We start from the raw sequence: 26,473 nt of genomic DNA, 5'->3' as shown, positions 1-26,473 counted from the left end.
GTCACACGCCGGCCGGCGCGCTGCCCGCGTAGGCCTGGAGCAGCCCGGCGGCCTCGGCCTCGCGCAACGTCGGCGCCTTGGCGTCCTTGTCCGACAGGATCCGCGGCGAGACCGCCCATGGCAGCGCGAGCTCCGGGTCCAGCGGGTTGACGCCGATCTCCAGCGCCGGGTTGTAGGCGGTGGAGCACAGGTAGACCACGGTGGCCTGATCGCTGATCGGCGCGAACGCGTGCCCCAGCCCCTCGGCGAGGTGGACCGCGTGCCGGGAGTATTCGTCCAGCGGCACCGCCACGTGCTCCCCGAACGTGGGGGACCCGGGGCGGATGTCCACGATGACGTCCAGGATGGCCCCGCTCACGCAGGTGACGTACCTGGCCTGGCCGGGCGGCGTCGCGCAGGAGTGCACGCCCCTGATCGTCCCGCGCCGGGAGACGGAGCAGTTGACCTGGGCCACCGGCATCCGGCCGCCGGTCGGCCCTTCGATGGCGCGCTGCTGGAACAGCTCGGCGAAGTGCCCGCGATCGTCGGGGAAGATCTCCGGCTCGACGAGGAAGGCCCCTTCGATCCGCAACGGTTTGACTAACGTGCTCACGGCGTCACCATCCAGACTCGATCGTGTTCACGAGGTGCTTCCTGACCGGTCCCGGAGTCCGGTCCCGTTTGAGTCCCCGGGCCCGGTCCCGCGGTAGAGTCCCGGGGCCCGGTTCCGGGATCCAGTTCCGGCGGCCCACCGTGGCAGCGCCGCTTGGAGACCGCCTGGACGCTCGGTCGAGCCGCGCGCCCGTCCGCGAGCGGCGCGCACCACCCGGGCTCGAGCGGTCCGCGCCAGGCTGGCGCGCATGAACGCTCTCAGATGCCCGGCCCCCGCGCGGAGCGCGCCATGAACGGCGGCATCCAGGCGGAAGGGCTGGTGAAGCAGTACGGCTCGGTCCGCGCCCTCGACGGTCTCGATCTGCACGCCCCGGAAGGGCAGGTGCTCGGCCTGCTGGGTCCCAACGGGGCGGGCAAGTCCACGCTGGTGCGCATCCTGGCGACGCTGCTGCGCCCGGACAGCGGGCACGCCCGCGTGTGCGGCTTCGACGTCGTTCGCGAGGCGCAGGCCGTCCGCAGGGTCGTCGGGCTGGCGGGACAGTACGCGGCCGTCGACGAGTACCTGACGGCCAGGGAGAACCTCAACATCTTCGGCCTGCTGGCCCGCATGGGCCCGGCGGCGGCCCGGGCCAGGGGCGAGGAGCTGATCGAACGCTTCGACCTCACCCGCGCCGCCGACCGCCCGGTACGCACATACTCGGGCGGCATGCGCCGCCGCCTTGACCTGGGGGTGGCGCTGATGGCCCATCCCCGCGTGTTGTTCCTCGACGAGCCCACGACCGGTCTCGACCCCCGCGGCAGGGCAGAGGTGTGGCGGGCGCTCGGTGACCTGGTCAAGGAGGGCACGACCGCGCTGGTCACCACCCAGTACCTGGAGGAGGCCGACCAGTTCGCCGACCTCATCGTGGTCATCGACCACGGGCGGGAGATCGCGACGGGCAAGCCGTCCGAGCTGAAGGACCAGGTCGGCGGCGATCACCTCGACGTGGCGGTGCGCTACGCCACCGATCTGGCTCCCGCGCTGGCCGCGCTGGCCGCGGCCGGCCTCCCCGAGCCGCAGGCCGACGAGGACACCCTGAGTGTGACGGCGGTGCTGCCGGGCGGCGCCGGCCGGATGGCGGACGTGATCAGGGAGCTGGATGCCTGCGGCGTCGAGGTCGCCGACCTCACCGTCCGCCGGCCCACGCTGGACGACGTCTTCTTCGCCCTGACCAGGAAGGCGGACGAGCATGGCCATGACTGACCCGGGCGCCGCGCCCTCGAACCTCGCCCTGGCGCTGCGCGACTGCGCCGTGATGACCAAGCGCGGGCTGCTGCGCATGGGCCGCGTCCCCGACGAGCTGGCCTACAACCTGGCCCAGCCGATCATCTTCGTGCTGCTGTTCAGCTACGTCTTCGGCGGCGCGATCCCGCTGCCCGGCGGCGGGCCGTTCACGGAGTACGTCGTCGTGGCGGTCTTCGCTCACACCCTGGCGTTCATGGGCGTCGGCACCGGCACGAGCCTGGCCGTGGACATGAGCAGAGGGGTCATCGACCGGTTCCGCGCCCTGCCGATGGCCCACGTGGCGGTGCTCATCGGACGCGCCAACGCCGAGTTGGTGCGGGCCGTCCTGGTGACCGGGGTGCTGGCGGTGGTGGGCCTGCTGGTGGGCTGGCGGTCGCACACGGGCCTGCTGTCCACGGCGGCCGGGCTGGGGGTGCTGCTGCTGTTCGCGTACGCGATGACGTGGGTGGGCATCGCCATCGGCCTGTCGGTGCGCAGCCCTGAGGTGGCCGGAACCGCCGGGCTGCTGTGGGTGCTGCCGCTGGGCTTCGTCTCGAACGGGTTCGTCCCGATCTCCTCGATGCCGGGCTGGCTTCAGACCGTGGCGGCGTGGAACCCCGTGAGCGCCGTCGTCACCGCGGCCAGGAGCCTGTTCGGCAACCCGCTCGGGATGGCCGCCCCGGACCGGCTGCCGCTGGAGCATCCCATCGCCGCCGCCGTGATCTGGTCGCTGGCGGTGGTCGCGGTCTTCGTCCCGCTGTCCTTGCTCGCCTTCCGCCGCTCGGCCCGTCGCGGATGACCCCGCCGCACGTTCCGGGCGCGGGGTACGCCGTGCCGCCCTGCCCTGAGCCGGCTCAGGGATCAGTGCCGCCGTGTCCTGAACCGGTCCAGGAAGCGCCGTACCTTCTGCTGCGTGCGGGGGTCACGGGCCATCCGCTTGGCCTTCTCGACGTTCTGCCTGCCTTTGGGGCTGCGCATGTACGCGCGTACCCGATCCATGAGTGCCATGTGCCTGTCCCTACCCCGGTCTTCTCGCGTCACGCGCCCCGATGTCAGCCCGTCCGGCAGAGACCGGCGGCCGGTTCCCGTCGCCGCGATGACCCGGGGGGCGGGGTCAGCCGAACTCCTCGACGTACTCCTCCACCGGCCCCAGCTCGGGACGGTCCCGGAGCTCCAGGGCCGCGCCGAGCCTCTCCAGTTCCAGGACCGTCACGGTGTTCTCGCCCGCGCGGAGCAGCGGCGCCGGGCAGTACAACGTGACCTGCGGCCCGATCTCCCAGTAGCGGCCGAGCAGGAAGCCGTTGACCCAGACGAGGCCGCGGCCCGATCCCGGCAGCGCCAGGAAGGTGTCGGCGGGCGTGGTGATCCGCACGGTCGTGGCCGCGAACCCGGTGCGCGTGGTCGCGGGGCCGGCGGCGAGCGCTCGGGCCGTCTCCGCGTCGGTCCACTCCTGCAGGGCGATCGGTGTGCTGCCCCAGCCCTGGATCATCCGCCGGTCGACGAGCACCGGCCCGATCAGGCCCTTGTGCCGGCCGAGACCCGGCCCGTAGTTCACCCGGCCGAGGCTCTCGACCAGGACCTCCAGGCGTACGACGGCGCCCGTTCCGCGTAGCGGCAGCTCCTGGCGATCGGGGCCTGCCTCGCCGAGGAACGTGCCGTCGCAGAAGACCAGGGCCCGGTCGCGTACGTCGGTGAGGACGAGCCGGTGCTCGCCCGCGGGGACGCGCGGATGCGCGGTGTGCAGGACCATCCCCGCGTCGAGCCCGAGCCGCTCGAACGAGGCCGGGCGCGGGCCGGTCGAGGTGGGCGCGGGTACGGCGCCGAGCCCGGGAAGAAGGTCGGCCCGGTGCACGAGGGGGACGCGGGCCGGCGGCAACGTCGGCATCCGTTCGGGTGTCCGCACCGGGCCGCGCGCGCCGAGCGCCTCGCGCAGGGCGAAGAACTTGGGCGTGAGCGTGCCGTCCTCGGCGACGGGCGCGTCGGAGTCGTAGCTGGTCACGGTGGGCTGCAACCGGCCGCCCTCCTCGTTGGCGCCCGCCCAGAGCCCGAAGTTGGTGCCGCCGTGGGCCATGTAGACGCTCACGCTGCCGCCGTCGGCGATGATCCCTTCGAGGACGCGCACCGCGCTGTCCGCGCCGCGGACGTGGTGCCGCTCTCCCCAATGGTCGAACCAGCCGTTCCAGAACTCGGCGACGACGAACGGCTCGTCCGGCCGCCGCGCCGCGAGGAGGCGCCGGGCGGCGCCGGGCTTGGAGCCCAGGGTGACGGCGGCCAGGGTGCCGGGCAGGGTGCCGCCGTCCTGCATCAGGTCGGTGGGGCCGTCGGCGGTGAACAGCAGCTCCGTAATGCCGCGGGTGGTCAGCGCCTCGCGGTTCCAGCGCAGGTATGCCTGGTCGTCGCCGTAGCTGCCGAACTCGTTCTCCACCTGCACCGCCACGACCGGCCCTCCCTCGGATGCCTGGAGCGCGGCGATGCGCGGGATCAGCTCGTCGAACCAGCGGCCGACCGCGTCCGTGAACGCGGGGTCGGAGCTGCGGAGCGCGACGTTCCGGGCGGTGAGCCAGCTCGGCAGGCCGCCGTTCGACCACTCCGCGCAGATGTATGGCCCGGGCCGGACGACGACGTCGAGGCCCTCCTCCCCCACCATGCGGATGAACCGCTCGACGTCCCGCCAGCCGTCGAAGAGCGGCTCGGCGTCCTCGCGGGGCTGGTGGAAGTTCCACGCGACGTAGGTGTCGACCGTGTTGAGCCCGAGGTCGGCGAGGCGGCGGATCCGGTCACGCCAGAGGCCGGGGTGGACGCGGAAGTAGTGCAACCCTCCCGACACCATGCGGTGGGGGACGCCGTGCCGGTGCAGGCGGCGCCCGCGCCAGGTGAGCGCGCTCGTGGCGGCGCCGGCCGGCGCGTCGGCTGTGGTCGTCGTCTGGTCCGGGGAGGCATCCGGCGCTGGGAGCTCGATCACTGGGCGAGAGCCTATGTTATCGATGCCATATGTAACAACCGCGGTAGGATCAACCTGACGACGCCGCGGGCAGGCCGCGAGAGAGGAGCGCCATGACCGGAGCCACCGAGCGGCCCGCGAGGCAGCCGAGCATGACTGACGTGGCCAGGACGGCCGGGGTGTCGGCGCAGACCGTCTCCCGCACGCTCCGCGACTCGCCCAACGTCAACCCGGAGACCAAGAAGCGTGTGCTCGCCGCGGTCGAGCAGCTGGGCTACCGCTTCAACAACGCGGCCAGAGTGCTCTCCTCCGGGCGCAGCCACACCATCGGGCTCGTGGTGCTGCAGTCGGGCGGCTACTACTCGCGCTCGGCGGTGACCGCGGGCGTCGAGGCGGCCGCGGGCGAGGCGGGCTACGCGGTGAGCATCGCGACCATCGCCAGGCTCGACACCGGCCTGATGGAGCGCTCCCTGTCCAAGCTCGCCGACCAGGGCGTGGAGGGCATCGTCATCGCCGTGCCGCTGATCTCCGTGACGCAGAAGATGGAGGACATCACCCGCGACATCCCCACCGTCACCCTCGACGGCTCCCGCACCGCGAGCGCCCGGGTGCTCGGGATCGACCAGAAGGAGGCGGGCCGCATCGCCACGCGGCACCTGCTCGACCTCGGGCACCGCCAGGTGTGGCACGTCTCGGGGCCCGACGAGTGGATCGAGGCCCGCCAGCGGCGGCAGGGCTGGCAGGAGTGCCTGGCCGCGGCGGGGATCCAGGCGCCGCCCCCGCTGGAGGGCGACTGGTCGCCCGACTCGGGCTACCGCCAGGGGCAGGTCCTCGCGATGATCCCCGACGTGACCGCCGTCTTCGCCGCCAGCGACGAGATGGCCTTCGGGGTGATCCGCGCCCTGCGCGAGGGCGGCAGGTCGGTGCCCGCGGACGTGTCCATCGTCAGCGTCGACGACATCGAGCTGGCGGCCTACTGCGCCCCGCCGCTGACCACCGTCCGCCAGGACTTCTACCGCTCGGGCGCGGCGGCCGTCGCCCTGCTGCTGCGGCAGGCCGACGCCGGGGAGACGCTCGTCACCGCGTCTCTCTCGGTGCGCGCGTCCACGGCGCCGCCGCGTTCTCCCTGAGCCCCATGCCGGCCGTTCCAGGAAGTACCCTCTTGCGTCCGCCATGTTATCGATGCCACTGTAACAACGTCCGGATCCCGGACTCGTTCCTCCGCCCCCTCAGGTGGGCAGCCGTTCACGGAAGGATCCCAGAACCATGAGGAGATCACTCGTCCTCGCCGGTGCCGCTATCACGGCGCTCGGACTGCTCACCGGCTGCGCGGCCGAGGGGGACGGCCAGGACTCCGGCAAGACGACCCTCAGCGTCGCCGCCCTCGAAGGCGGCTACGGGCGCGACATGTACACCAAGGTCATCCAGGCGTACGAGACCGCGCATCCCGACGTCGACGTGCAGCTACAGATCTCGAAGAGCATCGAGGACGAGATCACCCCCAACATGAAGGCGGGGCGGTTCCCCGACGTCGTGGTGCTCGGCCAGGGCCGCAAGGCCGCGCTCACCGAGACCCTCATCAAGGACAAGGCGCTGGAGGACCTCACGCCCGTGCTGCAGGCGAAGGTTCCCGGCGAGGACAAGACCGTCGGCGACAAGCTCATCGAGGGCATCGTCGGCAACCTCAACACCAACCCCTACGGCGACGGCAAGACGTACACGATGCCGATGTACTACGCGCCGACCGGCCTGTTCTACAACAAGGGCCTGTTCGACAAGAAGGGCTGGAAGGTCCCGGCCACCTGGGACGAGATGTTCGAGCTCGGCGAGACGGCCAAGAAGGACGGCATCGCGCTGTTCACCTATCCGACCGCCGGCTACCTCGACTCCTACTTCTTCTCCCTGCTCGCCGACGTCGGCGGTGAGCAGTTCTACACCGACGTCATGACGTACAAGCAGGGCGTGTGGCAGACGCCGCAGGCCCGGCAGGCGCTCGACCTCACGGCCCGGCTGTTGAAGTACGCCGCGCCGACCACGGTCGGCTACGCCAACGAGCAGGACTTCACCAAGAACCAGCAGGCGGTGCTCGACGACAAGGCACTGTTCATGCCGAACGGGACGTGGATCGTCGGCGAGATGGCGGACGCCCCGCGCGCCGACGGCTTCGCGTGGGGCCTGACTCCGCTGCCCGCGGTCACCGAGGGCGGCAAACGCTACATCACGACGTCGGTCGAGTCGGTCTGGGTCCCCGCCGCCGCCAAGAACAAGGACGCGGCGAAGGACTTCGTGGCCTACCTCTACTCCGACGAGGCGGCGAAGATCTTCGCCGCGTCCAACGCGATCCAGCCGATCGAGGGCATCGCCGGCAGCCTGCCGGAGGAGAACGCCGAGTTCTACAAGGTCTACGACGACCCGTCGGTCGCCGCGCTCGTCGGCGGGTTCGCGAGCACCGCGCCCGTCAAGGGCGTCGACATCAAGGCCACGCTCTTCGACACCGCCAACAGCATCATCAGCGGCGACAAGACCCTGGACCAGTGGCAGGCCGCACTCAACGAGGCCAGCGAGAAACTGCGCCAGGCGGGTAGCTGACGTGCCGGGCAACCCACCGCGCACCCCAACGGGCGCCCTGCCGCGCGCTGACACCGGGCCGCGCGGCGGAGCCGGATCCGCGCCCCGCCGGCGCGGCGGAGCTGGATCCGCGCCCCGCCGGCGCGGCGGAGCTGGATCCGCGCCCCGCCGGCGCGGCAATGGCCTCTTCGTGCTGGCCTGCCTCCTGCCCGCACTCGTGCTCTTCGCGCTGTTCATGATCGTTCCGACCGCGAACGTGTTCCGGATGTCGTTCTACACCTGGAGCGGCTTCTCCCCCGACATGCGTTTCGTGGGGCTCGACAACTTCACCGCCCTCCTCGACGACACGCAGTTCGTCCGCGCGTTCCAGAACACCGTCGCGCTCCTCGTCGTCGTGACCGTGGCGACGATGGGCCTGGGCCTGTTCCTGGCGGCGATCATGACCCGGCAGCGGCTGCGGGGCCGGACACTCTACCGGTTCGTCCTCTATGTCCCGAGCGTGCTGTCCGTGGTCGTCATCGCGGCGATCTTCTCCGCCGTCTTCGACCAGGAGAACGGCCTGATCAACGGCACGCTGCGGGCACTGTCGCTCGACGGGCTGCGCCAGGTCTGGCTCGGCGACCAGGACCTCGTGCTCTGGTCCGTGGCGGTCGCGATGGTCTGGCAGTCGCTCGGCTACTACATGGTCCTCTACATGTCCGGCATGGCGAGCATCCCCGAGGACGTGTACGAGGCGTCCGCGCTCGACGGCGCGTCCCCGGGACGGCAGTTCTTCGCCATCACGCTGCCGCTCATCTGGCAGAACCTCCGCACGACGCTGACCTTCTTCGTCATGAGCGCGGTCAACCTCAGCTTCGTGCTCGTCCGCGCGATGACCGGCGGCGGACCCGACGGCTCGTCGGAGGTCCTGCTGAGCTACATGTACAAGCAGGCCTACACGAACTCGTCGTACGGCTACGGCATGGCCATCGGCGTCGTCATCTTCGCGTTCTCGTTCCTCGTGTCGCTGCTGGTGAGCCGGGCGACACGGCGCGAGCCCCTCCAGTTCTGAGGACCCCCACCATGACCACGATCAGAAGCGCCCCACGGCCGAGGACCGGCAGGGCGCTGACCTACGTCCTCGTCACAGCGATCGCCCTGGCCATCGCGGTGCCCGTGGCGTGGGTGCTGTTCGCCTCGCTCAAGCAGAAGGGCGAGTTCTACGGCAGCCCCTGGGTGTTGCCGGAGGGCCTGCACCTGCAGAACTACGTCGACGCGTTCGTCACCGCGCGCATGGGACAGTATTTCCTCACCTCGGTGCTGGTCACGGTGCTCGGGCTGGTGTTCGTCGTGGCGGTGTCGGTGCCCGCGGCCTACGTCGTCGCGAGGTACGAGTTCCGCGGCCGCGGCCTCGTCGAGGTCGCGCTGCTGGCCGGGTTGTTCGTCAACGTCAACTACATCGTCGTGCCGATCTTCCTCATGCTCGTCGGCTGGGATCGCGCGCTCGTCGACGTGTTCCCCGGCGGCTTCTTCATCGACAACCCCGCGGTCCTCTCGCTCGTCTACGCGGCCACCTCGATCCCGTTCACCATCTACCTGCTCACCGCGTACTTCCGGTCGATCCCCGTCGACTTCGAAGAAGCCGCGGCCCTGGACGGGGCCTCCCGCTTCCAGATCATGACCCGGGTCATGTTGCCGATGGCGCGGCCCGCGCTCACCACCGTGCTGCTGTTCAACTTCCTGGCCTACTGGAACGACTACATCATCGCGCTCACCCTGCTTCCAGGTGAGGGCAAGACGCTGCAGGTCGGGCTGCTCAACCTGATGACCGCGCAGAAGGCGGCAGCCGACTACGGGCGCCTGTACGCCGGCATGGTCATCGTCATCGTCCCCGTCCTCATCTTCTACGCGCTCATCCAGCGCCGGCTCATCGAAGGCATGGCGTCCGGCGGTGTGAAGGGCTGACCGGCGCTACCCGGAGAGAGGAACCCTCATGAAGGAATCGACGCGCAGCGTGCTGCTCGTCACCGCCCGGACGCTCGCCGCGGCGATCTGCGTGGCCGTGGTCGTCGTCGCCCGCGCGACGGCCGGGTGGGGCAGCCTCGCGATCATGCTCGTCGCGCTGGGCGGGCTGCTGGCCGTGCTCGCCTCGTACAACCGGAGGTTCCGGTGACCCCGCGGGTGACCGGGGCGGTCCCGGACGGGCGGGCGCTGGCCGGGGTCCGGCCGAGCGGTCGCCAGCTCGCGTGGCAGGCGATGGAGTTCTACGGCTTCATCCACTTCGGCATGAACACGATGACGGACAGGGAGTGGGGCGAGGGGCACGACGACCCGGCCGCCTTCGACCCGGCCGGCCTCGACGCCGACCAGTGGATCACAGCGCTGAAGGCCGCGGGGATGACCGGCGTGATCCTCACCTGCAAGCACCACGACGGCTTCTGCCTGTGGCCGAGCGACGTCACGACGTACTCCGTCGCGTCGTCGCCGTGGCGTGGTGGCCGGGGCGATGTGGTCGCGGAGGTGGCGGACGCGGCACGGCGGCACGGGCTGCGGTTCGGGATCTACCTGTCGCCCTGGGACCGCACCGATGCCTCCTACGGCTCCGGCGCCGCGTACGACGACTTCTACGTGGCCCAGCTCACCGAGCTGCTCACCCGGTACGGACCGCTGTTCACGGTCTGGCTGGACGGCGCGAACGGGGAGGGCCCGAACGGCAGGCGGCAGGTGTACGACTGGGACCGGTACTACGCGGTGGTCCGCGAGCTGCAACCCGACGCGGTCATCAGCGTGTGCGGGCCCGACGTGCGGTGGTGCGGCAACGAGGCCGGAGCGACCCGCCCCGACGAGTGGAGCGTGGTCCCGCGGGCCCTGCAGGACGCCGAGCGGATCGCGGACCGCTCGCAGCAGGCCGACGACGGCGCGTTCGCCCGGCTGGTCCGCAGCGACGACCGCGACCTCGGCAGCCGCGCCGCGCTGGCGGGGCACGAGGACGACCTGGTCTGGTATCCGGCCGAGGTGAACACCTCGATCCGGCCCGGCTGGTTCCACCATCCCGCCGAGGACGACGCGGTCCGGTCCGCGGACACGCTGTTCGACGTCTACCTGCGCGCCGTCGGCGGCAACTCCTGTTTCCTGCTCAACGTCCCGCCGGCCCGTGACGGGCAGGTGAGGGACGCCGACGTGGCGGTGCTGGAGCAGCTCGGGCGGCGCATCGACGACTTCCGCGGGCGGCGCGCCGAGGCGGGCGCGACGGTGTCGTCCGGCTCCCCGGGCGACGTCGCCACCGCGTGGCCCGCGGCGTGGACAGGCCGGGGCCGTACGCCGTGGCGGCCGGACGGCGACGACCCCCTGCCCGGCGTGACGCTCACCTTCGCACGGCCCCGGCGGATCGAGGCGGTCGTCGTGGGCGAGGACATCGCGCAGGGGCAGCGCATCGAACACGTCGTCGTCCGGGGCCGCGGGGACGGCGGCTGGGTGCCGCTCGCCGAGGCGAACGCCGTGGGCTACCAGCGCATCCTGACGTTCCCGCCGGCCGAGGTGGACGCCGTGCTGGTCGAGATCTCCCGAGCCAGGGACACCCCCGTCGTCGCCCGGGTGGCCGCGATCGAGGCGGCGCCATGAAAGCTCGCGATCGAGGCGATGCCATGCAGACTTCCGCGAAGAAGCCGCCCCGGAAAAAGGGCTCCGGGAGAAGGGGCGGGTTGACGCAGGTTGCCACGCGCGGGCCGTCTTGCAGGAGCGCCGTCCTGTTCGCCGGCGTGTGCGCCGTACTCGCCGCGCTGCTGCTCACCGGCGCGGTCATCAGCCAGCGCGGCGGCGAGGTCGCCTCCGTCGACGGGCACGCCGTGACCCGCGACGAGCTGCTCTTCCACATGCGGCGGCTGGCGCCGAGCGTGCAGAACGAGCTGCGCAACCGCTACCACCTCCAGGGCGCCGTCGACTGGAACGCGCAGGCCGGCGACCGGAGCGCGCTCCAGCGGCTGACGGCGCGCGCGCTCGACGAGATCGAGCGGGACAAGACGGCGCTCATCCTGGCGAAGGAGCAGGGGCTGATCGATTCGGTCGACCACGCCGATTTCCTCGCCGAACTGGCCGCCGAGAACGAGCGGCGCGCCGAGGCCGTCACCAGGGGCGAGGTGGTGTACGGCCTGACGGAGTTCTCGCCCGACGAGTACTACTCGCACCGGCTCACCGAGCTCACGACCCGCCTGAAACAGCGGCTCAGCACGGCCGCGGACGGGCCGCTCCAGGTCACCGACGCCGACGTCCGGCGGGCGTTCGACGTCGACCCGGACGCCTGGAGCGCCAACGCCACCACGTACGCGTACGCCAAGCTCGTGGTGCCGGTGCCCGACGGCGCCTCCGCCGGATACCTGGCCGGCCTCCAGCGGCGGGTGGACGCCGCAGACCGGCTGGCGGACCTCGCCGGCCGGGAGCCCGGCGCCCGGCTCACGAAAGCCACGCACAAGGGCGGCGGCTCGGCCGCCCACGAGCAGGACCTCATGGCGGTGCTCGGCAAGCTCGCGCCGGGCGGGATCTCCGCCCCGGTCCCGGGCGGCGGCCAGGTCACCTACTACGAGCTCACCAGCAAGTCCGTCGACGAGGACGCGGCGTTCGCCGAGTACGCGCGGCGGATCCGGCAGTCACTCATCGAGAAGAAGTTCGGCGACTACCTCCAGCGCCGCGTGGACGACCGTGGCATCACGGCCGACACGGCGGCGGTGGACGCCATCAACGCAGAGGATGTTCACAGTGAAACCTGACGGCACCACACCCCCCGACGCGCCGGGCCGGCGGCGGCCCGTGGCGCGGGCGTTCCGCGCGGGCCTGGCCGCCCTGCTCGCCGCACTCGTCACGGCCTCGCTCGCCCCCGCCGCACCCGCCGCCGCGGCCCCCGACCGGCCCTCCGACCACACCGGCGCCGCCAACCGGGACCTGCCCGGCAACAAGCCCAACCGGACCGGCGGCACCGACTACTACATCGACGCCACGAACGGCCGCGACGACGCCGCCGGCACCTCCCGGAAGACCGCCTGGCGGAGCCTGGCCAAGGCGAACGCGACGACATTCGGGCCCGGCGACCGCATCCTGCTCAAGGCCGGCGAGCAGTGGCACGACGAGCAGCTCTGGCCGAAGGGCTCGGGCAGCGCGAACCGGCCGATCACCATCTCGGCGTACGGCGACCCGAGCGCCCGCCTGCCCTACATCGCGACCAACGGCAAGGTGCCGAACCCGTTCCGCGCGGACGGCACGAAGAACCCCGACACGGTGGGCCTGACCGGGGCCATCGTGCTGCGCAACCAGCAGTACTTCGAGATCGACCACGTCGAGCTGTCCAACGACGACGACTTCGCCACCGACATCACCACCGGGACGTACGTCCGCGACGGCATCTCGGTCTCCATCAACGCCGACCTCCTGCCGGCCGGCGCGGACAGCGTCATGGACCACTTCCGCGTCTCCGACGTGTACGTCCACGACCTCGACGGCCCGAGCACGTGGCAGAAGATCCATTACGGCGGCGTGAACTTCCAGGTCTTCGGCAGCCGGAGCTACAAGGAGTACGGCACCGGCGGCCACCACTTCAAGGACGTCCGGATCGAGAACAACACCTTCAAGAAGGTCGAGCTGCACGCCGTGCAGTTCGCGTTCAACTGGTTCGCCGCCGACGGGCGGGACGCCGGTGAGTACGACGAGAGCGGGAAGTTCCACGAGGGCTGGGAACAGCTCTGGGTGCGTACCCGTGACCTGTACAGCCGGGACGTCTCCATCAGCCACAACTACGCCGAGAGCATCGGCCAGGGCGCCTTCCAGTTCGCCAACGCCAAGAACCTGACGGCCGAGTACAACGAGGTCAACGGCTTCCTCCAGCGCTATGACGCCGTGTCGTGCGGGTTGTACCTGTGGGCGGGGGCCGACTCGGTCATGCAGTACAACGAGGTCTACGGCGGCCCTGACAACGAGTTCGACGGCACCCCGTGGGACCTGGAGTACACGAACTTCAACGTCACCTACCAGTTCAACTACTCGCACGACAACGCGGCGGGCTGGATGGCGTACATGGGCAACAGCTCGAATTCGGTCGCCCGCTACAACCTGAGCGTGAACGACAACGGCGTACTCGTGAAGAACATGTTGTCGACGAACTACTCGCCGACCTACTTCGCGAACAACACGTTCGTCTACGACGGCGCGGACCTCGACTCCTTCCACGACGAGACGTTCCTGAGCACCGTCTACTTCCTGAACAACATCTTCTACAACACCTCGAAGACGGATGCCACACCGTGGTATCGCCGCACGGGGGCGCTGCGCCAGGCGGTGTTCTCCAACAACGACTACTACGAGGCGAGCGGCACCCATTCTCCCCAGGAACCGGCTGACCCGCGCGGCCTGCGCGCCGATCCGAAGTTCGCGGGCGACCCCGCCGACTACGTCACCGGAGCGGGCGTGAAGAACATCCGCAAGGCCGCCGCCCACTTCAGGCTCCGCAACGACTCGCCCCTCATCGACGCCGGACGCTACAACCCCCACCTGGGCACCGAGGACTTCCTCGGCACCCACCTCTACTACGGCGACGCACCCGACATCGGCATGGCGGAGAGCCGTAAGGGCAAGAAGGTCACCAACCCGGTGGACGACGACCCCATCGAGGACGAACCCGGCGACGACCGCGTCAACCTCGCCCTCGGCAAGCCGGCCACCGCCAGTTCGACCCACCCGGGCGCGAACGGCACGCTCGTCGCGAAGAACCTGACCGACGGCGATCCGGCGACCCGCTGGGCGGCGGCCGACGACGCGGCCTACCCGGTCACACTGGACATCGACTTCGGCGCGGACACCACCTTCGACGAGGTGTACCTGGACGAGTACACCGACTCGGGCACCAACCCGCGGGTCCGGACGTACGAACTGCAACGGTGGGACGCCGGCACCGGTGCCTGGGTGACGTTCGCCCGCGGCTCCGACGGCATCGGCCACGACGCGACCGTCACCGGTTTCGGCGACATCACCACGTCCAAGCTGCGCGTGTCGCTCACCGACCGGCTGCCGGGCGAGGTGTACAGCCCGACGCTGACCGAGATCGCCGCCTACCACGCCGGCGAGTGACCGCGGGTACGGGGTGGACGTCCCGGCGTGCACCCCGTACCACCGGCTACCGGCGCTGACCCGGGGTGGCCGACGCCCATCTCGCCTACCGGCTGCTCGGCTCGCCGGCCGACGCCGAAGCGGTCTCGGGCTGCTCGGCGTTCAGCGAGGCGACCAGCTCGTCGGCCTCGGCGTTGCGCGCGGGAGCGACCAGGCCGACGAGCACGAACACCACCAGCGCCGACAGGACCGGGGCGGCCACCTCCACGGTCTGGCCCTGACCCGGAAAGACGTACTTCAGCAGCGCGAAGACCACGAGCCCGGTCGCCCATGAGCCGATCGCGGCCGCGGGACCGCTGCGGCGGAACATCGGCAACATGCCGAGCAACATCGGGATGGCGATCGGGCCGACCAGCGCGCCGAACCAGAGGATGAGCAGGCCCAGCACGCCGCCGAAGCTGTCCGCGCCGAGCGCGATGCCCATCGACAGCGCGATGAACAGGAACGTGGAGACCCGGCCGGCCAGCAGCTCGGACGCGGACGACAGCCGGTGTGCCCGCTTCCAGACCGCGGGGATGATGTCCCTGATCACCACCGAGGAGATGGCGTTGGCATCGGAGGACGTCATCGCCATCGTGTGCGCGAACATCCCGGCGAGCACGAGACCGATGAGCCCGCCCGGCAGCAACTGCTGGGTCAGCAGCGCGTACGACTGGTCGGGCTCGGCCAGGTCGGGGAGCAGGACCGGTGCGGCCCACATCGGGAAGAACAGCACGAGGGGCCAGAAGAGGTAGAGCCCCGCGGAGAACAACGCGGCGCGCCTGGCCGACTGGCCGGTCGGCGCGGCGATGAAGCGCTGGGCGAGGTTCCAGGTGCCGCCGTTGTAGGAGAGCGTGTTGATCAGCAGGTAGACCAGGACGAAGCCCATGGTGTACGTGCCGTTGAACGGCTGGCCGTGCCCTTCGGGAAGCCTGTCCCACAGTGTCCAGATCGCGGACACGCCGCCGAGCTGGGCGAGCACCGCGACGAACATCGTGATCCCCGCGACGAGCTGGATGACGAACTGGCCCAGGTCGGTGAGCGCGTCGGCCCACAACCCGCCGATCGTCGAGTAGATCAGCGTGACCCCGCCGGTGAGCAGCACACCCCAGGCGATCGGCACGCCCGCGAACACCTGGAGCAGCAGCGCGGTCGCCGCCCACTTGGCTCCCACGTCGAAGACCTTCAGCGCGGTGCCGCTCCACGCGAGCACCTGCTGCGCCGGCACGTTGTAGCGGGTCGCGAGATATTCCAGCGGCGAGATGATCCCGAGCCGCTGCCGCAGCCGTGGCCAGCGTGGCGCGAACAGGATCGATCCGACCAGCATCGCGAACGTGATGCCGATCGCCCACCAGATGTACAGGGTGAACCCGGCAGTGTAGGCGATGGCCGCGTAGCCGACGAACACCGCCGAGCTGTAGCCCGACATGTGGTGGGAGATGCCGGACAACCACCAGGGCATCCTGCCTCCGGCGGTGAAGAAGTCCTTGGCGTCACGGATGCGGGATTTCGCCCAGACACCGATCGCGATCATCACCACGAAGTAGCCGCAGATCACTAGCCAGTCGAGAAAGCCCATGTGGTCTCCCAGGTCGGGGGGTGGGGAGGAGCGCGGTTCAGGCGCTGTGGACGGGCACGCCGTTCACGAAGGTGCGCAGGACGGACAGGTCGGACGTGGTGACGATCAGGTCGGCGGGCGCGCCGGGTTCGATGCGGCCGCCGCCGGTTCCGAGCAGCCGGGCCGGGTTCGCCGCGGCCAGGCCCACCGCGGTGCCGAGGTCGACCTCCGTGTGCGTGACCGCCCAGGCGACGCACTCGATCAGCGAGCTTCCCGAACCGGCCAGCAGCTCGCTTCCCGGCAGCGTCACCCGGCCGTCCTCGCGCACCGTGATCCGGCCGCCGACCGGGGTCCTGTAGTCGCCTGGAGCGCATCCGGCCAGCGCGACGGAGTCGCTGACCAGCAGCGCGCGAGCGGTCCCCTTGGCCCGCACCATCGCGGTGAGCGTGTCGGCCGGCAGGTGGTGCCCGTCCGCGATGAACGTCGCGGCGAGCCGGTCCTCGGCGAGTTGCGCCCAGATGTAGTTGGGGTGCCGGCGGATCATCGTGTGGGCGCCGTTGCCGAGGTGGGTGGAGAGCCGCGCGCCCGCCCGTACGGCGGCCTCGATGTCGGCGGGCGCGGCCGCCGTGTGCCCGATGGACACGATGACGTTCCGCCGGGAGAGCTCGGCGATGTAAGGGACGGCGCCCGCCCGCTCGGGGGCCAGCGTGACGATCCTCACCAGCCCGCCGCTCGCCTCCTGCCAGCGCCCGAACTCGGCGATGTCGGGATCGCGCAGGTGCCCGGCATCGTGCGCGCCCCGTGGCCCGTCCTCGGCCGCCAGGCAGGGCCCCTCAAGGTGCAGGGCGGGTATGGCGTGCCGGACCAGCGGATCGGCCTCGCGGGCCGCCGCGATCACGCGCAGGTTCCTGATGATCTTGTCTTCGGGCGCGGTGATGATCGTGGGGCACAGCGTCGTGGTGCCGTGCCTCCACAGCTCGCGGACCAGCTCGGCCACGTCTCCGGCCGATAGGTCGTCGGCGTTGACGTCATGCCCGCCGTACCCGTTGACCTGGATGTCCACCAGGCCCGGGAGGATGAGCGCGTCGGGCGCGTCACGGAGGTCGGCGACCGCGGCGATCCGCGGTCCGTCCAGTTCGACGCGTACGGGACGCCCGTCCGCGAGCCTGCCTTCGACGTTCACCGTGCCTCCCCTCCCAGGGCCCTGGCGGCGGCCATGACCAGGCGGCCGGCTTCGGGGGTGAACGCGGCGCGGAGCCCGTACGCCCGGTGGGCCTCGCAGATCTCGTAGCCGCCCGCTTCGTAGTGTGTCTCCGGATAGGGCAGGTAGCCGGGGACCCCGCCCGTGTAGCCGGCGATGAGCAGCCCGGGATCGCCGAGCGCGGCGCGCAGCTCCACGGCGAACTCGACGAAGGGCTCGCCGGGCAGGAAGACCAGCGGCATGCCGCCCCATCGGTGCACGGCGACCTGGACCTCGACCGCCGCCGGCCCGGGGTCGGCCAGCTGGGCGCGCGCCCACTCCGCCCATACGCCGCCGGGTTCGGCCGCGAGCGCCCGCAGCCGATCGGGCGGGAGAGGCTCGCCGAGCGGCAGCTCGACCCGCGTGGCCGCCACCGACACCAGTCCAGCGCCCAGCCCAGTGCATGGCCCGGTGAGTGGCCCGGTGAGTGGCCCGGTGAGTGGCCCGGTGAGTGGCCCGGTGAGTGGCCCGGTGAGTGGCCCGGTGAGTGGCGCTGGGACCGGTTCTGTCGCGGCGCCGAGCGCGGCCTCGCCCACCAGGGTCCCGATCCGTTCCGCGGCCTCGAAGGTCCTGCCCGGACGTGGCTCGGTGCCGCGCAGGCTGTCGAGCGCGGTGTGCCCGGTGTTCAGTTGGCCGCAACATCCTTGGAGGAACACGGCCACGCCGCCGGTCCTGGACTCCACGTGCCGCCGCGCGTAGCCGGGCCAGTCCGCGGTGATCCGGAGGTTGTCGGGGCCGAGCGTCACCGGGTGACAGGCGTAGGAGAAGACGGTGGCGATGGGCTCGCCGTCCTCGCGCTCCAGCCGTACGACGGGGACCGCGGAGTCCGTGAGGGTCCCGCCGCGCCGGTTGTGCGCGACGCCGTGGAGCGTGCCGCTGCCTCTGCGGAGCACGGCGGGAGCCAGGGCGCCGAGCGCGGCCTCCGCGGCGCCGGCCATCTGCGAGCAGGCGCGCCGGACGTACGGAGGATCGGCGACACCGCCGATGCCGCCCCTGGTCACGGCGGGCCCGGCGTGCGTGTGCGTCACCGCCACGGCCACCCGCTCCTCCGGGATCCCCGTGCGCTCGCGCAGGTCGCCGGCGATCCGCCGGGTGGTGTCCGGGTCGAGTGCGATGAGATCGGCGCAGATCACGACGGACGTGGTCGTGCCGTCGGAGACCGCCACGGCGGTGGCCCGCAGCGGGTCGTGCACCGCGGTGGACGCGGAGACCCGGGCGGCGTAGCCGGCGAGCGAACCGCCGGGCGGCGGCGTGATGTCGGCGACCGCGGCCCCGGCGAGCAGCCCCTCCCCCGCCCTGCTCACAACCATCGGACCCGCCCGCGGAAACGGTCGAGGAAGAGCGCGTTGCGCTCGTCGCCGCCCGGCGCGTTCCCGCTGCGCCAGATCTCCGGAACCGTGCCGCGCTCGGCCAGCTCGGCGATCGCGGCGGCCATGACGCAGTTGAGCGTGTAGGCGTTGGCGAACGTCGAGATGGCGCCGACCCGCTCGGGAACCCCCTCGATCGCGAGGACGGCGTCGCCGATCGGCACCTTCGTGTCGATGTGCAGATCGACGAGGTCGTGCAGGTTCTGCCCGGTCGGATGCCTGGCCGGGTGGCCGGGCGCGGTCTGGTCGGCGTGCTCCCTTGAGGAGACGCCGAGGACGGTGACGCCGCGCTCGCGGGCGGTCAGCGCGGCGTCGATGAGCGCGGCGTTGATGCCGTAGGCGTTGACCAGGATGAGCAGGTCGCCCGCGCTGAGCCTGTTGTCCTCGATGACGACGCGGCCGTAGCCGGGGGTCCGCTCGATGGCCATCGAGCGGAGCGCGCCACCGGACAGCAGCGTGCCCTCGTCGAGGATCGCGCTGACGTTGACCAGGCCGCCCGCACGGAAGAACACCTCCTGCGCGGCGAGGTTCGAGTGCCCGCCCGGGCCGTAGACGTGGATCAGCCGGTCCGCGCCCCGCACGGTGATGTGGTCGGCGATGAGCTCCGCCGCCGCCCCGATGGCGTCGGCCTCCTCGGTTGCGATCCTGCCGATCAGGCCCGCGACCTGCTCGGCGTACGCCCGCATGAGCGACGCGTGCCGACCATCTGGCCGACCATCTGGCCGACCATCTGGCCGACCATCTGGCCGACCATCTGGCCGACCATCTGGCCGACCGTTTGGCCGTGAGTTCGGCGGTCCGTTTCGCACCGTGCAAGCTCCTCATGACCGATGAAAGCGATTGCAGGCATTCAAGACTACGACCGAACCCCGGTCAAGAGGTGGACCGCGGCCCCGTGGAGTCGCGCGCGACGAACACGCCGGGCAGCCTATGGTGCTCCGGCGCGCCGCCCGGCGCCTCGATCTGCCTGGTCAGCACCTGGACCGCGATGGCGCCGAGATCGTCCATCGGCGCGGTCACCGTGGTCAGGCTCGGCGTCACGGTCCTGGCGAGCAGCACGTCGTCGCAGCCGACGACGCTGCGGTCGCCGGGCACGGCGACGCCGCGCCCGGCCAGCTCGGCGAGCACCCCGCACGCGGTGAGGTCGTCGAAGGCGAACGCGGCGGTGGCGGCGGTCTCCAGCAGCGCGGCGCCCGCCTGCCTGCCGCCCTTGAACGTCGCGCGGAACGGGCCGAGCTCCGTGAGCTCGACCCCGCGGCCCCGGGCCCATCCGCGGATCGCCTGCGAGCGCCGGGCCGCGGCCCACGACGCGCTCGGCCCGGCGAGCAGCGCGAACGAGCGGTGACCGTGCTTGTGGAGATGCTCGCCCGCCTCGAAGAGCGCGCTGGTGTTGTCGCAGAGCACCGAGGAGAGGTCGCGCAGCGGGCGGTTGAGCAGGACGCAGGGAAGCCCTTTCGCGGCCTCGCGCAGCGCCGCCGACGACGAGCGCGGCGAGGCCACGATCACTCCGTCCACCCTGCCGCGCAGCCGGGCGACGTGTCTCACTTCCGCCGCCGCGCTCTCCTCCGCGTCGACCAGCATGACCGAGCTCCCCATCCGCTCCGCCGTACGCTGGATCGAGCGCACCAGCAGCGGGAAGAACGGGTTGGTGATGTCGGAGACGATCAGCCCGATCGTCTCGGCCCGGCCCGTGACGAGCCCGCGCGCGGCCGGGTTGGGCAGGTAGCCGAGCTCCCGGGCGACGGCCGTCACCTGCTCCCTGACCCGCGGGCTGACCAGCTCGGGACGGTTGAAGACCCGCGACACGGTCGCCGCGGAGACGCCGCACCGCTGGGCGATGGAGTAGATCGTCGGCTTGCTCAACCCGCGCTCCTCGGCATCGGCTCGCCCCGCTTGACCGGAGTACTCTAGCGGAGCAAGAATCAATGCAATCGCTTTCATTGTTCCTCAGGGAAAGGACGGCATGGGTTCCGAGCAGCCCGAGCAGGTCGCCCGCAGGCAACTCGAAGACGTCATCCTCCCGTTCTGGCTCGGGAACGGCATCGACACCGAGCACGGCGGGTTCTTCACCTGCTTCGACAATCGCGGCCGGCGCCGGCTGTCCACCAACAAGTTCACCTGGTCGCAGGGGCGTTTCGTCTGGCTGCTCGCCCGCGCCGCCCGGCTCGCCGACCGCGGCCTGCTCTCGCTGGGCGGGCTGGGCGCCGGCTCCGGCACGCTCATACGGCACGCGGAACGCGGCGCGTCCTTCCTGCTCGACCACGCCGTCGGCCCCGACGGCCGGTGCGCCTACGTCCTTGACGAGCGGGGCGGGACGGCGCTCGACGAGCAGGGCCTGCCGCTGCCCGCGGAGCGCAGCGTCTTCGCCGACGCCTTCGTCGCCATGGGGCTCGCCGAGCTCGCCCGATACACCGGCTCGCCCGCCCACCTCCCCACGATCGATGTGATCGTCCAGCGGATCGCGGACGACGTGGAGGCCGGCGATCCCCCGACCCCGCCGTACCCGCTGCCGCCCGGCTGCTCGGGGTTCGGCGCCCGCATGATCGTCCTCAACGCCAGGCTCGACCAGGCACGCGCGCACCAGGCGGCGTCCGCGGACCGGGCCAACCCCTACGCGGACGAGTTGCGCGCCGCGCGCCGCGCCATGCTCGCGCACCGGGAGGACGGCGGCCTGTTCACCGAGACGTTCGTGCCCGATCCCGGCATGCGCGACACGATCCTGGCCAGGCACCGCACACCCGGCCACGCGCTGGAGGGGATCTGGATGGCGCTGGAGGCGAGCGAGTCGCTCGGCGAGACCGGCGACCACGGCGACCTGCTCGCCAGCGTCTCCGCACTGTGCGCGGCCGGGTGGGACGACGAGCACGGCGGGCTGTTCCGCTACGTCGGCGTCTCGGGGCGGCCCTCCGGGGGGCCGTACGAAGACCTGGTCAGGCGGACCTGGTCGACCAAGCTGTGGTGGGTGCACACGGAAGCCGCCTACACCACCCGGCTGGCGGCCGAGCGCTACGGAGACCGGGAGGCGGCCGGCTGGTTCGACCGGATCTGGGACTACACGCTCGGCACGTTCCCCGGCGGAGCGGACGGCGAGGAGTGGATCCAGATCAGGGACCGGGCCGGGGCTCCCCTTGACGAGGTCGTCGCCCTGCCGGTCAAGGATCCGTACCACATCTCCAGGAACCTCATGCAGATCGTCGAGCTCCGCTCCCAGGGAGGCCGGCCGTGACGGCCACGAACACGGACCCCGTGATCGAACGGGTCGCCGGACACCTCGATGTCCGGATCTTCAGCGACCGGGCGGCGTCCGGCGCGGCGGCGGCGCGGGCGGCGGCCGCGGCGTTGCGCGCGGCGCTCGCCGCCCGCGGGGAGGCCAGGGTGATCTTCGCGGCCGCCCCCTCGCAGCGGGAGATGCTGGCCGGGCTGCGCGCGGCCGAGGGGATCGACTGGCCCAGAGTCGCCGTCTTCCACATGGACGAGTACATCGACCTGCCCGCCGGCGCGCCCCAGCGGTTCGGCGGCTTCCTCCACCACGAGCTCTGGAAGGCCGTGCGGCCGGGCGCGGTCCACGTGATCGAGCCCGGCGACGACCTGGAGGCGGAGAGCGCCCGCTACGGCGCGCTCCTCGGCCGCGGCCCGATCGACCTGGTCTGCCTGGGCATCGGCGACAACGGCCACCTGGCGTTCAACGACCCGCCGGTGGCGGACTTCGCCGACCCCCGCGCGGTCAAGGTGGTCGAGCTCGACGAGGACTGCCGGCGGCAGCAGGTCAGCGACGGATGCTTCGCCACGCTCGCGGACGTGCCCGAGCGGGCGATCACACTGACCGTTCCCACGCTGATGGCCGGGCGCACGCTGATCGCCACCGTGCCCGGCGCGAACAAGAGGGCCGCGCTCGCCGCCACGCTCGCCGGGCCGATCAGCGAGAGCTGCCCCGCCTCCGTCCTGCGCACCCACCCGGCCTGCACGCTCTTCGCCGATCTGGAGGCGTACCAGTGAGCGTCACGGACGGGAGCGTGCACCCTTGGTGAGGCTCAGCCGGGCCACCCTGTCCAGGGTCGCGCCGGCCGCGCGCCCGCTCGCGGAGCCGCGCGCGACCGGCGTCGTGCACCTGGGCATCGGCGCCTTCCACCGCGCCCACCAGGCGGTCTACACCGAGCGCGCCATGGCCGCGACCGGTGACGACCGCTGGGGCATCTGCGGAGCCAGCCAGCGCAGCACCGACGTGGCCGACCGGCTCCGCCCTCAGGACTGCCTGTACGGCGTACGCGCCGGCGAGGAGACCCGCGTGGTCGGCTCCGTGCGCGAAGTGCTCGCCCCCGGAGACGATCTGGCGGCACGGCTGAGCGCCCCGGAGACCGCGGTGGTCACGCTGACCATCACGGAGAGGGCGTACCGCCGTGATCCGCAGGGCGTGATCGGGAAGCTCGTCGCCGGGCTGCGCGCCCGAGCCGCCGCCGACGCGGGCCCGCTCACCGTCATCTCCTGCGACAACCTTCCCGGCAACGGCGCGACCCTCGCCGGGCTCGTGGCGGACCTGTGCGAGCCTCCGCTGCTCGCCTGGGTCGCGGAGAACGTGACGTTCCCCGCCTCCATGGTGGACAGGATCGTTCCCGCGACCACGCAGGCCGACCTGGACGACATGGCCGCCAGGCTCGGCGTGACCGACCTCGGCGCGGTCGTCACCGAGCCGTTCACGCAGTGGGTGATCGAGGATCGTTTCGCCGGTGACCGGCCCGCGTGGGAACAAGCGGGCGCGCTGCTGGTGGGAGACGTCCGGCCGTACGAACGTATGAAGCTGCGCCTGCTCAACGGCAGCCATTCGGCCATCGCTTACCTGTCGGGCGCGGCGCACGTGTCCGAGGCCGTGAGCGATCCCGTGTTCGCCCGGTTCCTCCGCCGGCTGATGGACGACGACCTCTCGCCCACCCTGGACGGGCTGGAAGGGTTCGACCTTACGCGGTACAAGGACTCGTTGCCGGCCAGGTTCGCCAACCCCGGCCTGCGGCACCGCGTCGCGCAGATCGCGGCGGACGGCTCGCAGAAGTTGCCGCAACGCCTGCTCGACCCGGCCCGCGAGAGGCTGGCGGGCGGTCACGAGCCCCGGTGGATCGCGCTGGCCGTGGCCGGGTGGATGCGGTACGTCACCACAGCCCGCGACCTGGCCGACCCGCTGGCCGACCGGCTGCGCGGCGACGAGACGGCCTGCGCCGCCGCGACCGTGAACCGCCTCATGGCGATCGAGGAGATCTTCGGCGCCGATCTGCCCGGCGACCGGGTCTTCCGCGCGCTGGTCACCGACTGCCTGGAGCGGCTCGACGCCGGCGGCCTGCCGGCCACCCTCCGCGCGCTCGACTAGTGGTACGGATATGTTCCCGGCTCAAGAAGGGTCATATTGACATGTCCTTGCCCTGACAGCCAGACTTCCCCCTTAGTGGTACGGACCACCTCGCGAAGAAGAGCGGTCAGGGGATGGCGCAGGAGACCAAGTACGAAACGCTGCGGCGCGTTCTCACCGACCTCATCGAGGCCCGGATGGCGCCGCACGACCCGCTGCCGAGTGAGCGCGAGCTGATGCAGCAGCACGGCGTGAGCCGCATGACGGTGCGCCAGGCCGTCGAGGGCCTGGCACGTGACGGCCGCGTCTACCGGGTCCAGGGGGCGGGCACGTTCGTCGCCGACCCCGGCAAGATCACCAAGTCGCTGACGTTCAGCTCGTTCAGCGAGGACATCAGGGCCAGGCGCATGAAGCCGGGCGGCAGGCTGCTCGTGCTGGAGAGCGAGCCCGCCGAGATCGACGTGGCCCGCGACCTGTTCCTCGAGCCGGGCACGCCCGTCGTGCGCATCACGCGGCTGCGCACCGCCGACGGCGAGCCGATGTGCCTGGAGAACGCCTGGGTTCCCGAGCACCTGGTGCCGGACCTGGCCGCGCGGGGACACGTGGAGAGCCTGTACGACGTGCTGGAGGCGGCGGGCGCCGCGCCCGAGCACGCCGACCAGACCATCTCGGCCACGCTCGTCAACCGCGAGCAGGCCGACCTGCTGGGCGTGCCCGGCAACTTCCCGGCGCTGCGCGTCTCGCGGATGACGCACGACGCACGCGGGCGGGCGGTGGAACGGGCCATCAGCCTGTACCGCGCCGATCGTTACGACTTCCGGCTGTCGATCGCGAGGGGCCGCGGGACGTGAGGCTGGGCGTCGACATCGGCGGCACCAAGATCGCCGCGGGGCTGGTGACGCCGGAGGGGACCGTCCGCCGCCGGGCGGACGCTCCGACACCGGCCGTGCGGGGACCGCGGGCGGTCGTGCGGACCGTCGTGCGGCTGGCTCGCGAGCTGGGCCTGGACGGCGTCACCTGCGCCGGGGTGGGCACGGCGGGAGTCGCCGACCCGGCCGGGCGAGAGATCGTCGGAGCGACGGACGCGATCCGCAACTGGGCGGGCACGCCGCTGGCCGCGTCCCTGGAGGCCGAGCTGGATCTGCCCGTGCTGGTCCGCAACGACGTGCACGCGTTCCTCGCCGGCGAGCTGGCGGGCTCCCCATGGCGGACCGCCCTGGGCGTCACCGTGGGCACGGGCATCGGCGGCGCCCTCGCGCTGGACGGCCACGTCGTGACCGGCGTTCGCGGCGCCGCCGGCCACGTCGGGCACGTGCCGGTCCCCGAGGCGGCGGGCCTGGCATGCTCCTGCGGCGCCGAAGGCCATGTGGAGGCGGTCGCCAGCGGTCCCGCCATGACGGCCGCCTTCACCGGCCCACTTCCGGACGACCCTGACCTGCGCCGTGACCAGGACCCTGACACGCGCCCTGACCTGCGCCGGGTGGTGGGGGCCGCCGGGGACGGCGACGCGGGCGCGGCCGGCGTGCTGGCGCGCGGCGGTCGTGCCCTGGGCAGGGCCCTGGCCGGCGTCGTGAACGTCTGGGACCCGGACGTGGTGATCCTCGGGGGCGGGGTGCTGGCCGCCGGCGAGCTCTACATGGCCCCGCTGCGCGCCGCGCTGGCCGCCGGCGTCCTGCCCGTCCTGGCGGACGTTCCCGTGGTCACCGCCCGTCTCGGGGACGACGCGGTGCTGGTGGGCGCCGCCTCTGCCGCCGGGGAAGCGGAACGGGCACGCCGATGACGCCCGCGCCAGGGGGCGCGGGGCCGCTCGCCGGAGAGAAAGGGAAAGCATGACCGACAACGAGGTGTTCGGCCTCCTGCGCGGTGGCCTGGTGGTCTCCTGCCAGGCACACGAGGGCGAGCCGCTGCACGGGCCGCCGTTCATGAGCGCGGTGGCGCGATCCGCCGTCCTGGGCGGCGCGGCCGGCGTGCGGATCAACGGCCCGGCCGACGTCGAGGCCGTCCGCGCCGTCGTGCCCGTCCCGATGATCGGCCTGTGGAAGGACGGCGACGGTGACGTCTCCATCACGCCCACGCTCCAGCACGCCCTGACGGTGGCGCGGGCGGGAGCGGACATCGTCGCGGTCGACGCCACCTCCCGCACCCGTCCTGACGGCCGGGGCCTGGCCGAGACGATCGCCGGTGTCCACCAGGCGGGGGCGCTCGTCATGGCCGACGTCTCCACCGCCGAGGAGGGCCTGGCCGCCGCCGAACTCGGCGCTGACTGCGTGTCGACGACCCTGTCGGGCTACACGTCCGCTTCCCCGCCTCCGGACGAACCGGATCTGGAGCTGGTGACCGTGCTGGCGCGCAGCCTGGACGTCCCGGTCTTCGCCGAGGGCAGGATCGGCACCCCCGGCCAGGCCGTCCGGGCGATCGAGCTGGGCGCGCACGCCGTCGTCGTCGGCGGCGCGATCACCCGCCCCGCCGACATCACCCGGCGCTTCGCCCGAGGTCTGGAGA

The 26,473-nt window shown here is 71.9% G+C and carries 24 protein-coding genes; 16 read left to right on the top strand and 8 right to left on the bottom strand.

The window, feature by feature from the left end:
• Position 1: 1 nt before the first annotated feature.
• Positions 2 to 592: a dTDP-4-dehydrorhamnose 3,5-epimerase family protein gene (locus tag E1294_RS38380; RefSeq protein WP_132515887.1), complete on the bottom strand. Its 591-nt coding sequence runs from the start codon at positions 590 to 592 to the stop codon at positions 2 to 4.
• Between the two features lie 288 nt (positions 593 to 880).
• Between E1294_RS38380 and E1294_RS38375 the strand changes: the two genes are divergently transcribed.
• A complete protein-coding gene (locus E1294_RS38375) occupies positions 881 to 1,834 on the top strand; it encodes an ATP-binding cassette domain-containing protein (RefSeq protein ID WP_132515886.1) in 954 nt (317 codons plus the stop codon).
• Positions 1,821 to 2,654 carry an ABC transporter permease gene (locus E1294_RS38370; RefSeq protein ID WP_132515885.1) on the top strand — a complete coding sequence of 278 codons (834 nt, stop codon included), beginning with the start codon at positions 1,821 to 1,823 and terminating at the stop codon, positions 2,652 to 2,654. Before E1294_RS38375 ends, E1294_RS38370 begins: the two co-directional genes overlap by 14 nt.
• A 62-nt stretch (positions 2,655 to 2,716) precedes the next feature.
• On the opposite strand, the gene E1294_RS53370 is transcribed toward E1294_RS38370, so the two are convergent.
• Positions 2,717 to 2,863 carry a hypothetical protein gene (locus E1294_RS53370; protein WP_165977697.1) on the bottom strand — a complete coding sequence of 49 codons (147 nt, stop codon included), beginning with the start codon at positions 2,861 to 2,863 and terminating at the stop codon, positions 2,717 to 2,719.
• Between the two features lie 106 nt (positions 2,864 to 2,969).
• Positions 2,970 to 4,817, bottom strand: a complete 1,848-nt coding sequence (locus E1294_RS38365) for a glycoside hydrolase family 35 protein (RefSeq protein ID WP_220448163.1) — start codon at positions 4,815 to 4,817, stop codon at positions 2,970 to 2,972.
• 92 nt (positions 4,818 to 4,909) lie between these two features.
• Between E1294_RS38365 and E1294_RS38360 the strand changes: the two genes are divergently transcribed.
• From E1294_RS38360 to E1294_RS38325, 8 genes are all read left to right on the top strand, one after another.
• Entirely contained in the window at positions 4,910 to 5,926 is a 1,017-nt protein-coding gene (locus E1294_RS38360; protein WP_132515884.1) for a LacI family DNA-binding transcriptional regulator, read from the top strand.
• Positions 5,927 to 6,062: 136 nt separating this feature from the next.
• Positions 6,063 to 7,385, top strand: coding sequence for a carbohydrate ABC transporter substrate-binding protein (locus E1294_RS38355; RefSeq protein WP_132515883.1), 1,323 nt, complete (start codon positions 6,063 to 6,065; stop codon positions 7,383 to 7,385).
• 169 nt (positions 7,386 to 7,554) lie between these two features.
• Positions 7,555 to 8,415, top strand: coding sequence for a carbohydrate ABC transporter permease (locus E1294_RS38350; RefSeq protein WP_246083598.1), 861 nt, complete (start codon positions 7,555 to 7,557; stop codon positions 8,413 to 8,415).
• Positions 8,416 to 8,426: 11 nt separating this feature from the next.
• Positions 8,427 to 9,308, top strand: coding sequence for a carbohydrate ABC transporter permease (locus E1294_RS38345; protein ID WP_132515882.1), 882 nt, complete (start codon positions 8,427 to 8,429; stop codon positions 9,306 to 9,308).
• A 28-nt stretch (positions 9,309 to 9,336) separates the two neighbouring features.
• A complete protein-coding gene (locus E1294_RS38340) occupies positions 9,337 to 9,516 on the top strand; it encodes a DUF6903 family protein (protein ID WP_132515881.1) in 180 nt (59 codons plus the stop codon).
• A complete protein-coding gene (locus tag E1294_RS38335; RefSeq protein ID WP_220448162.1) occupies positions 9,513 to 10,964 on the top strand; it encodes an alpha-L-fucosidase in 1,452 nt (483 codons plus the stop codon). The genes E1294_RS38340 and E1294_RS38335 overlap by 4 nt, the downstream gene beginning before the upstream one ends.
• Positions 10,965 to 11,044: 80 nt before the next feature.
• Complete coding sequence (locus tag E1294_RS38330) at positions 11,045 to 12,106, top strand: hypothetical protein (RefSeq protein ID WP_132515880.1); 1,062 nt, start codon at positions 11,045 to 11,047, stop codon at positions 12,104 to 12,106.
• Positions 12,096 to 14,453, top strand: coding sequence for a discoidin domain-containing protein (locus E1294_RS38325; RefSeq protein WP_132515879.1), 2,358 nt, complete (start codon positions 12,096 to 12,098; stop codon positions 14,451 to 14,453). The genes E1294_RS38330 and E1294_RS38325 overlap by 11 nt, the downstream gene beginning before the upstream one ends.
• Before the next feature lie 85 nt (positions 14,454 to 14,538).
• Here the strand turns inward: E1294_RS38325 and E1294_RS38320 are convergent, their stop codons facing one another.
• The 5 genes from E1294_RS38320 to E1294_RS38295 all read right to left on the bottom strand — a co-directional run bounded on the left by E1294_RS38320 (position 14,539) and on the right by E1294_RS38295 (position 20,499).
• Positions 14,539 to 16,050 (bottom strand): sodium:solute symporter family protein, encoded by a 1,512-nt coding sequence (locus E1294_RS38320; protein ID WP_132515878.1) that lies wholly within the window; start codon positions 16,048 to 16,050, stop codon positions 14,539 to 14,541.
• A gap of 37 nt (positions 16,051 to 16,087) precedes the next feature.
• Positions 16,088 to 17,212 (bottom strand): N-acetylglucosamine-6-phosphate deacetylase, encoded by a 1,125-nt coding sequence (locus E1294_RS38315; protein WP_220448161.1) that lies wholly within the window; start codon positions 17,210 to 17,212, stop codon positions 16,088 to 16,090.
• Entirely contained in the window at positions 17,209 to 18,579 is a 1,371-nt protein-coding gene (locus E1294_RS54940) for a neutral/alkaline non-lysosomal ceramidase N-terminal domain-containing protein (RefSeq protein WP_132515876.1), read from the bottom strand. The genes E1294_RS38315 and E1294_RS54940 overlap by 4 nt, the downstream gene beginning before the upstream one ends.
• Complete coding sequence (locus E1294_RS38305) at positions 18,570 to 19,322, bottom strand: sugar isomerase domain-containing protein (RefSeq protein WP_132515875.1); 753 nt, start codon at positions 19,320 to 19,322, stop codon at positions 18,570 to 18,572. The genes E1294_RS54940 and E1294_RS38305 overlap by 10 nt, the downstream gene beginning before the upstream one ends.
• Before the next feature lie 187 nt (positions 19,323 to 19,509).
• On the bottom strand, positions 19,510 to 20,499 hold the full coding sequence (locus E1294_RS38295) for a LacI family DNA-binding transcriptional regulator (protein WP_165977696.1): 990 nt from the start codon (positions 20,497 to 20,499) through the stop codon (positions 19,510 to 19,512).
• 100 nt (positions 20,500 to 20,599) lie between these two features.
• On the opposite strand from E1294_RS38295, the gene E1294_RS38290 reads away from it, so the two are divergent.
• The 6 genes from E1294_RS38290 to E1294_RS38265 all read left to right on the top strand — a co-directional run.
• Positions 20,600 to 21,862, top strand: coding sequence for an AGE family epimerase/isomerase (locus tag E1294_RS38290; RefSeq protein WP_132515872.1), 1,263 nt, complete (start codon positions 20,600 to 20,602; stop codon positions 21,860 to 21,862).
• Positions 21,859 to 22,632, top strand: a complete 774-nt coding sequence (locus E1294_RS38285) for a 6-phosphogluconolactonase (protein WP_132515871.1) — start codon at positions 21,859 to 21,861, stop codon at positions 22,630 to 22,632. The genes E1294_RS38290 and E1294_RS38285 overlap by 4 nt, the downstream gene beginning before the upstream one ends.
• A gap of 28 nt (positions 22,633 to 22,660) precedes the next feature.
• A complete protein-coding gene (locus tag E1294_RS38280) occupies positions 22,661 to 23,992 on the top strand; it encodes a mannitol dehydrogenase family protein (protein ID WP_246083599.1) in 1,332 nt (443 codons plus the stop codon).
• Between the two features lie 113 nt (positions 23,993 to 24,105).
• Complete coding sequence (locus tag E1294_RS38275) at positions 24,106 to 24,822, top strand: GntR family transcriptional regulator (RefSeq protein ID WP_132515869.1); 717 nt, start codon at positions 24,106 to 24,108, stop codon at positions 24,820 to 24,822.
• On the top strand, positions 24,819 to 25,751 hold the full coding sequence (locus E1294_RS38270) for an ROK family protein (protein ID WP_132515868.1): 933 nt from the start codon (positions 24,819 to 24,821) through the stop codon (positions 25,749 to 25,751). Before E1294_RS38275 ends, E1294_RS38270 begins: the two co-directional genes overlap by 4 nt.
• Before the next feature lie 49 nt (positions 25,752 to 25,800).
• Positions 25,801 to 26,473: N-acetylmannosamine-6-phosphate 2-epimerase (locus E1294_RS38265; protein WP_132515867.1), on the top strand; the 673-nt coding region annotated here is incomplete at its 3' end.

Origin of the sequence: Nonomuraea diastatica (genome assembly GCF_004349015.1) — a bacterium.
GTDB classification, from domain to species: domain Bacteria; phylum Actinomycetota; class Actinomycetes; order Streptosporangiales; family Streptosporangiaceae; genus Nonomuraea; species Nonomuraea diastatica.
Note: the sequence above shows the minus strand (reverse complement) of the source record. Positions and strands in the feature narration are given on the sequence as shown.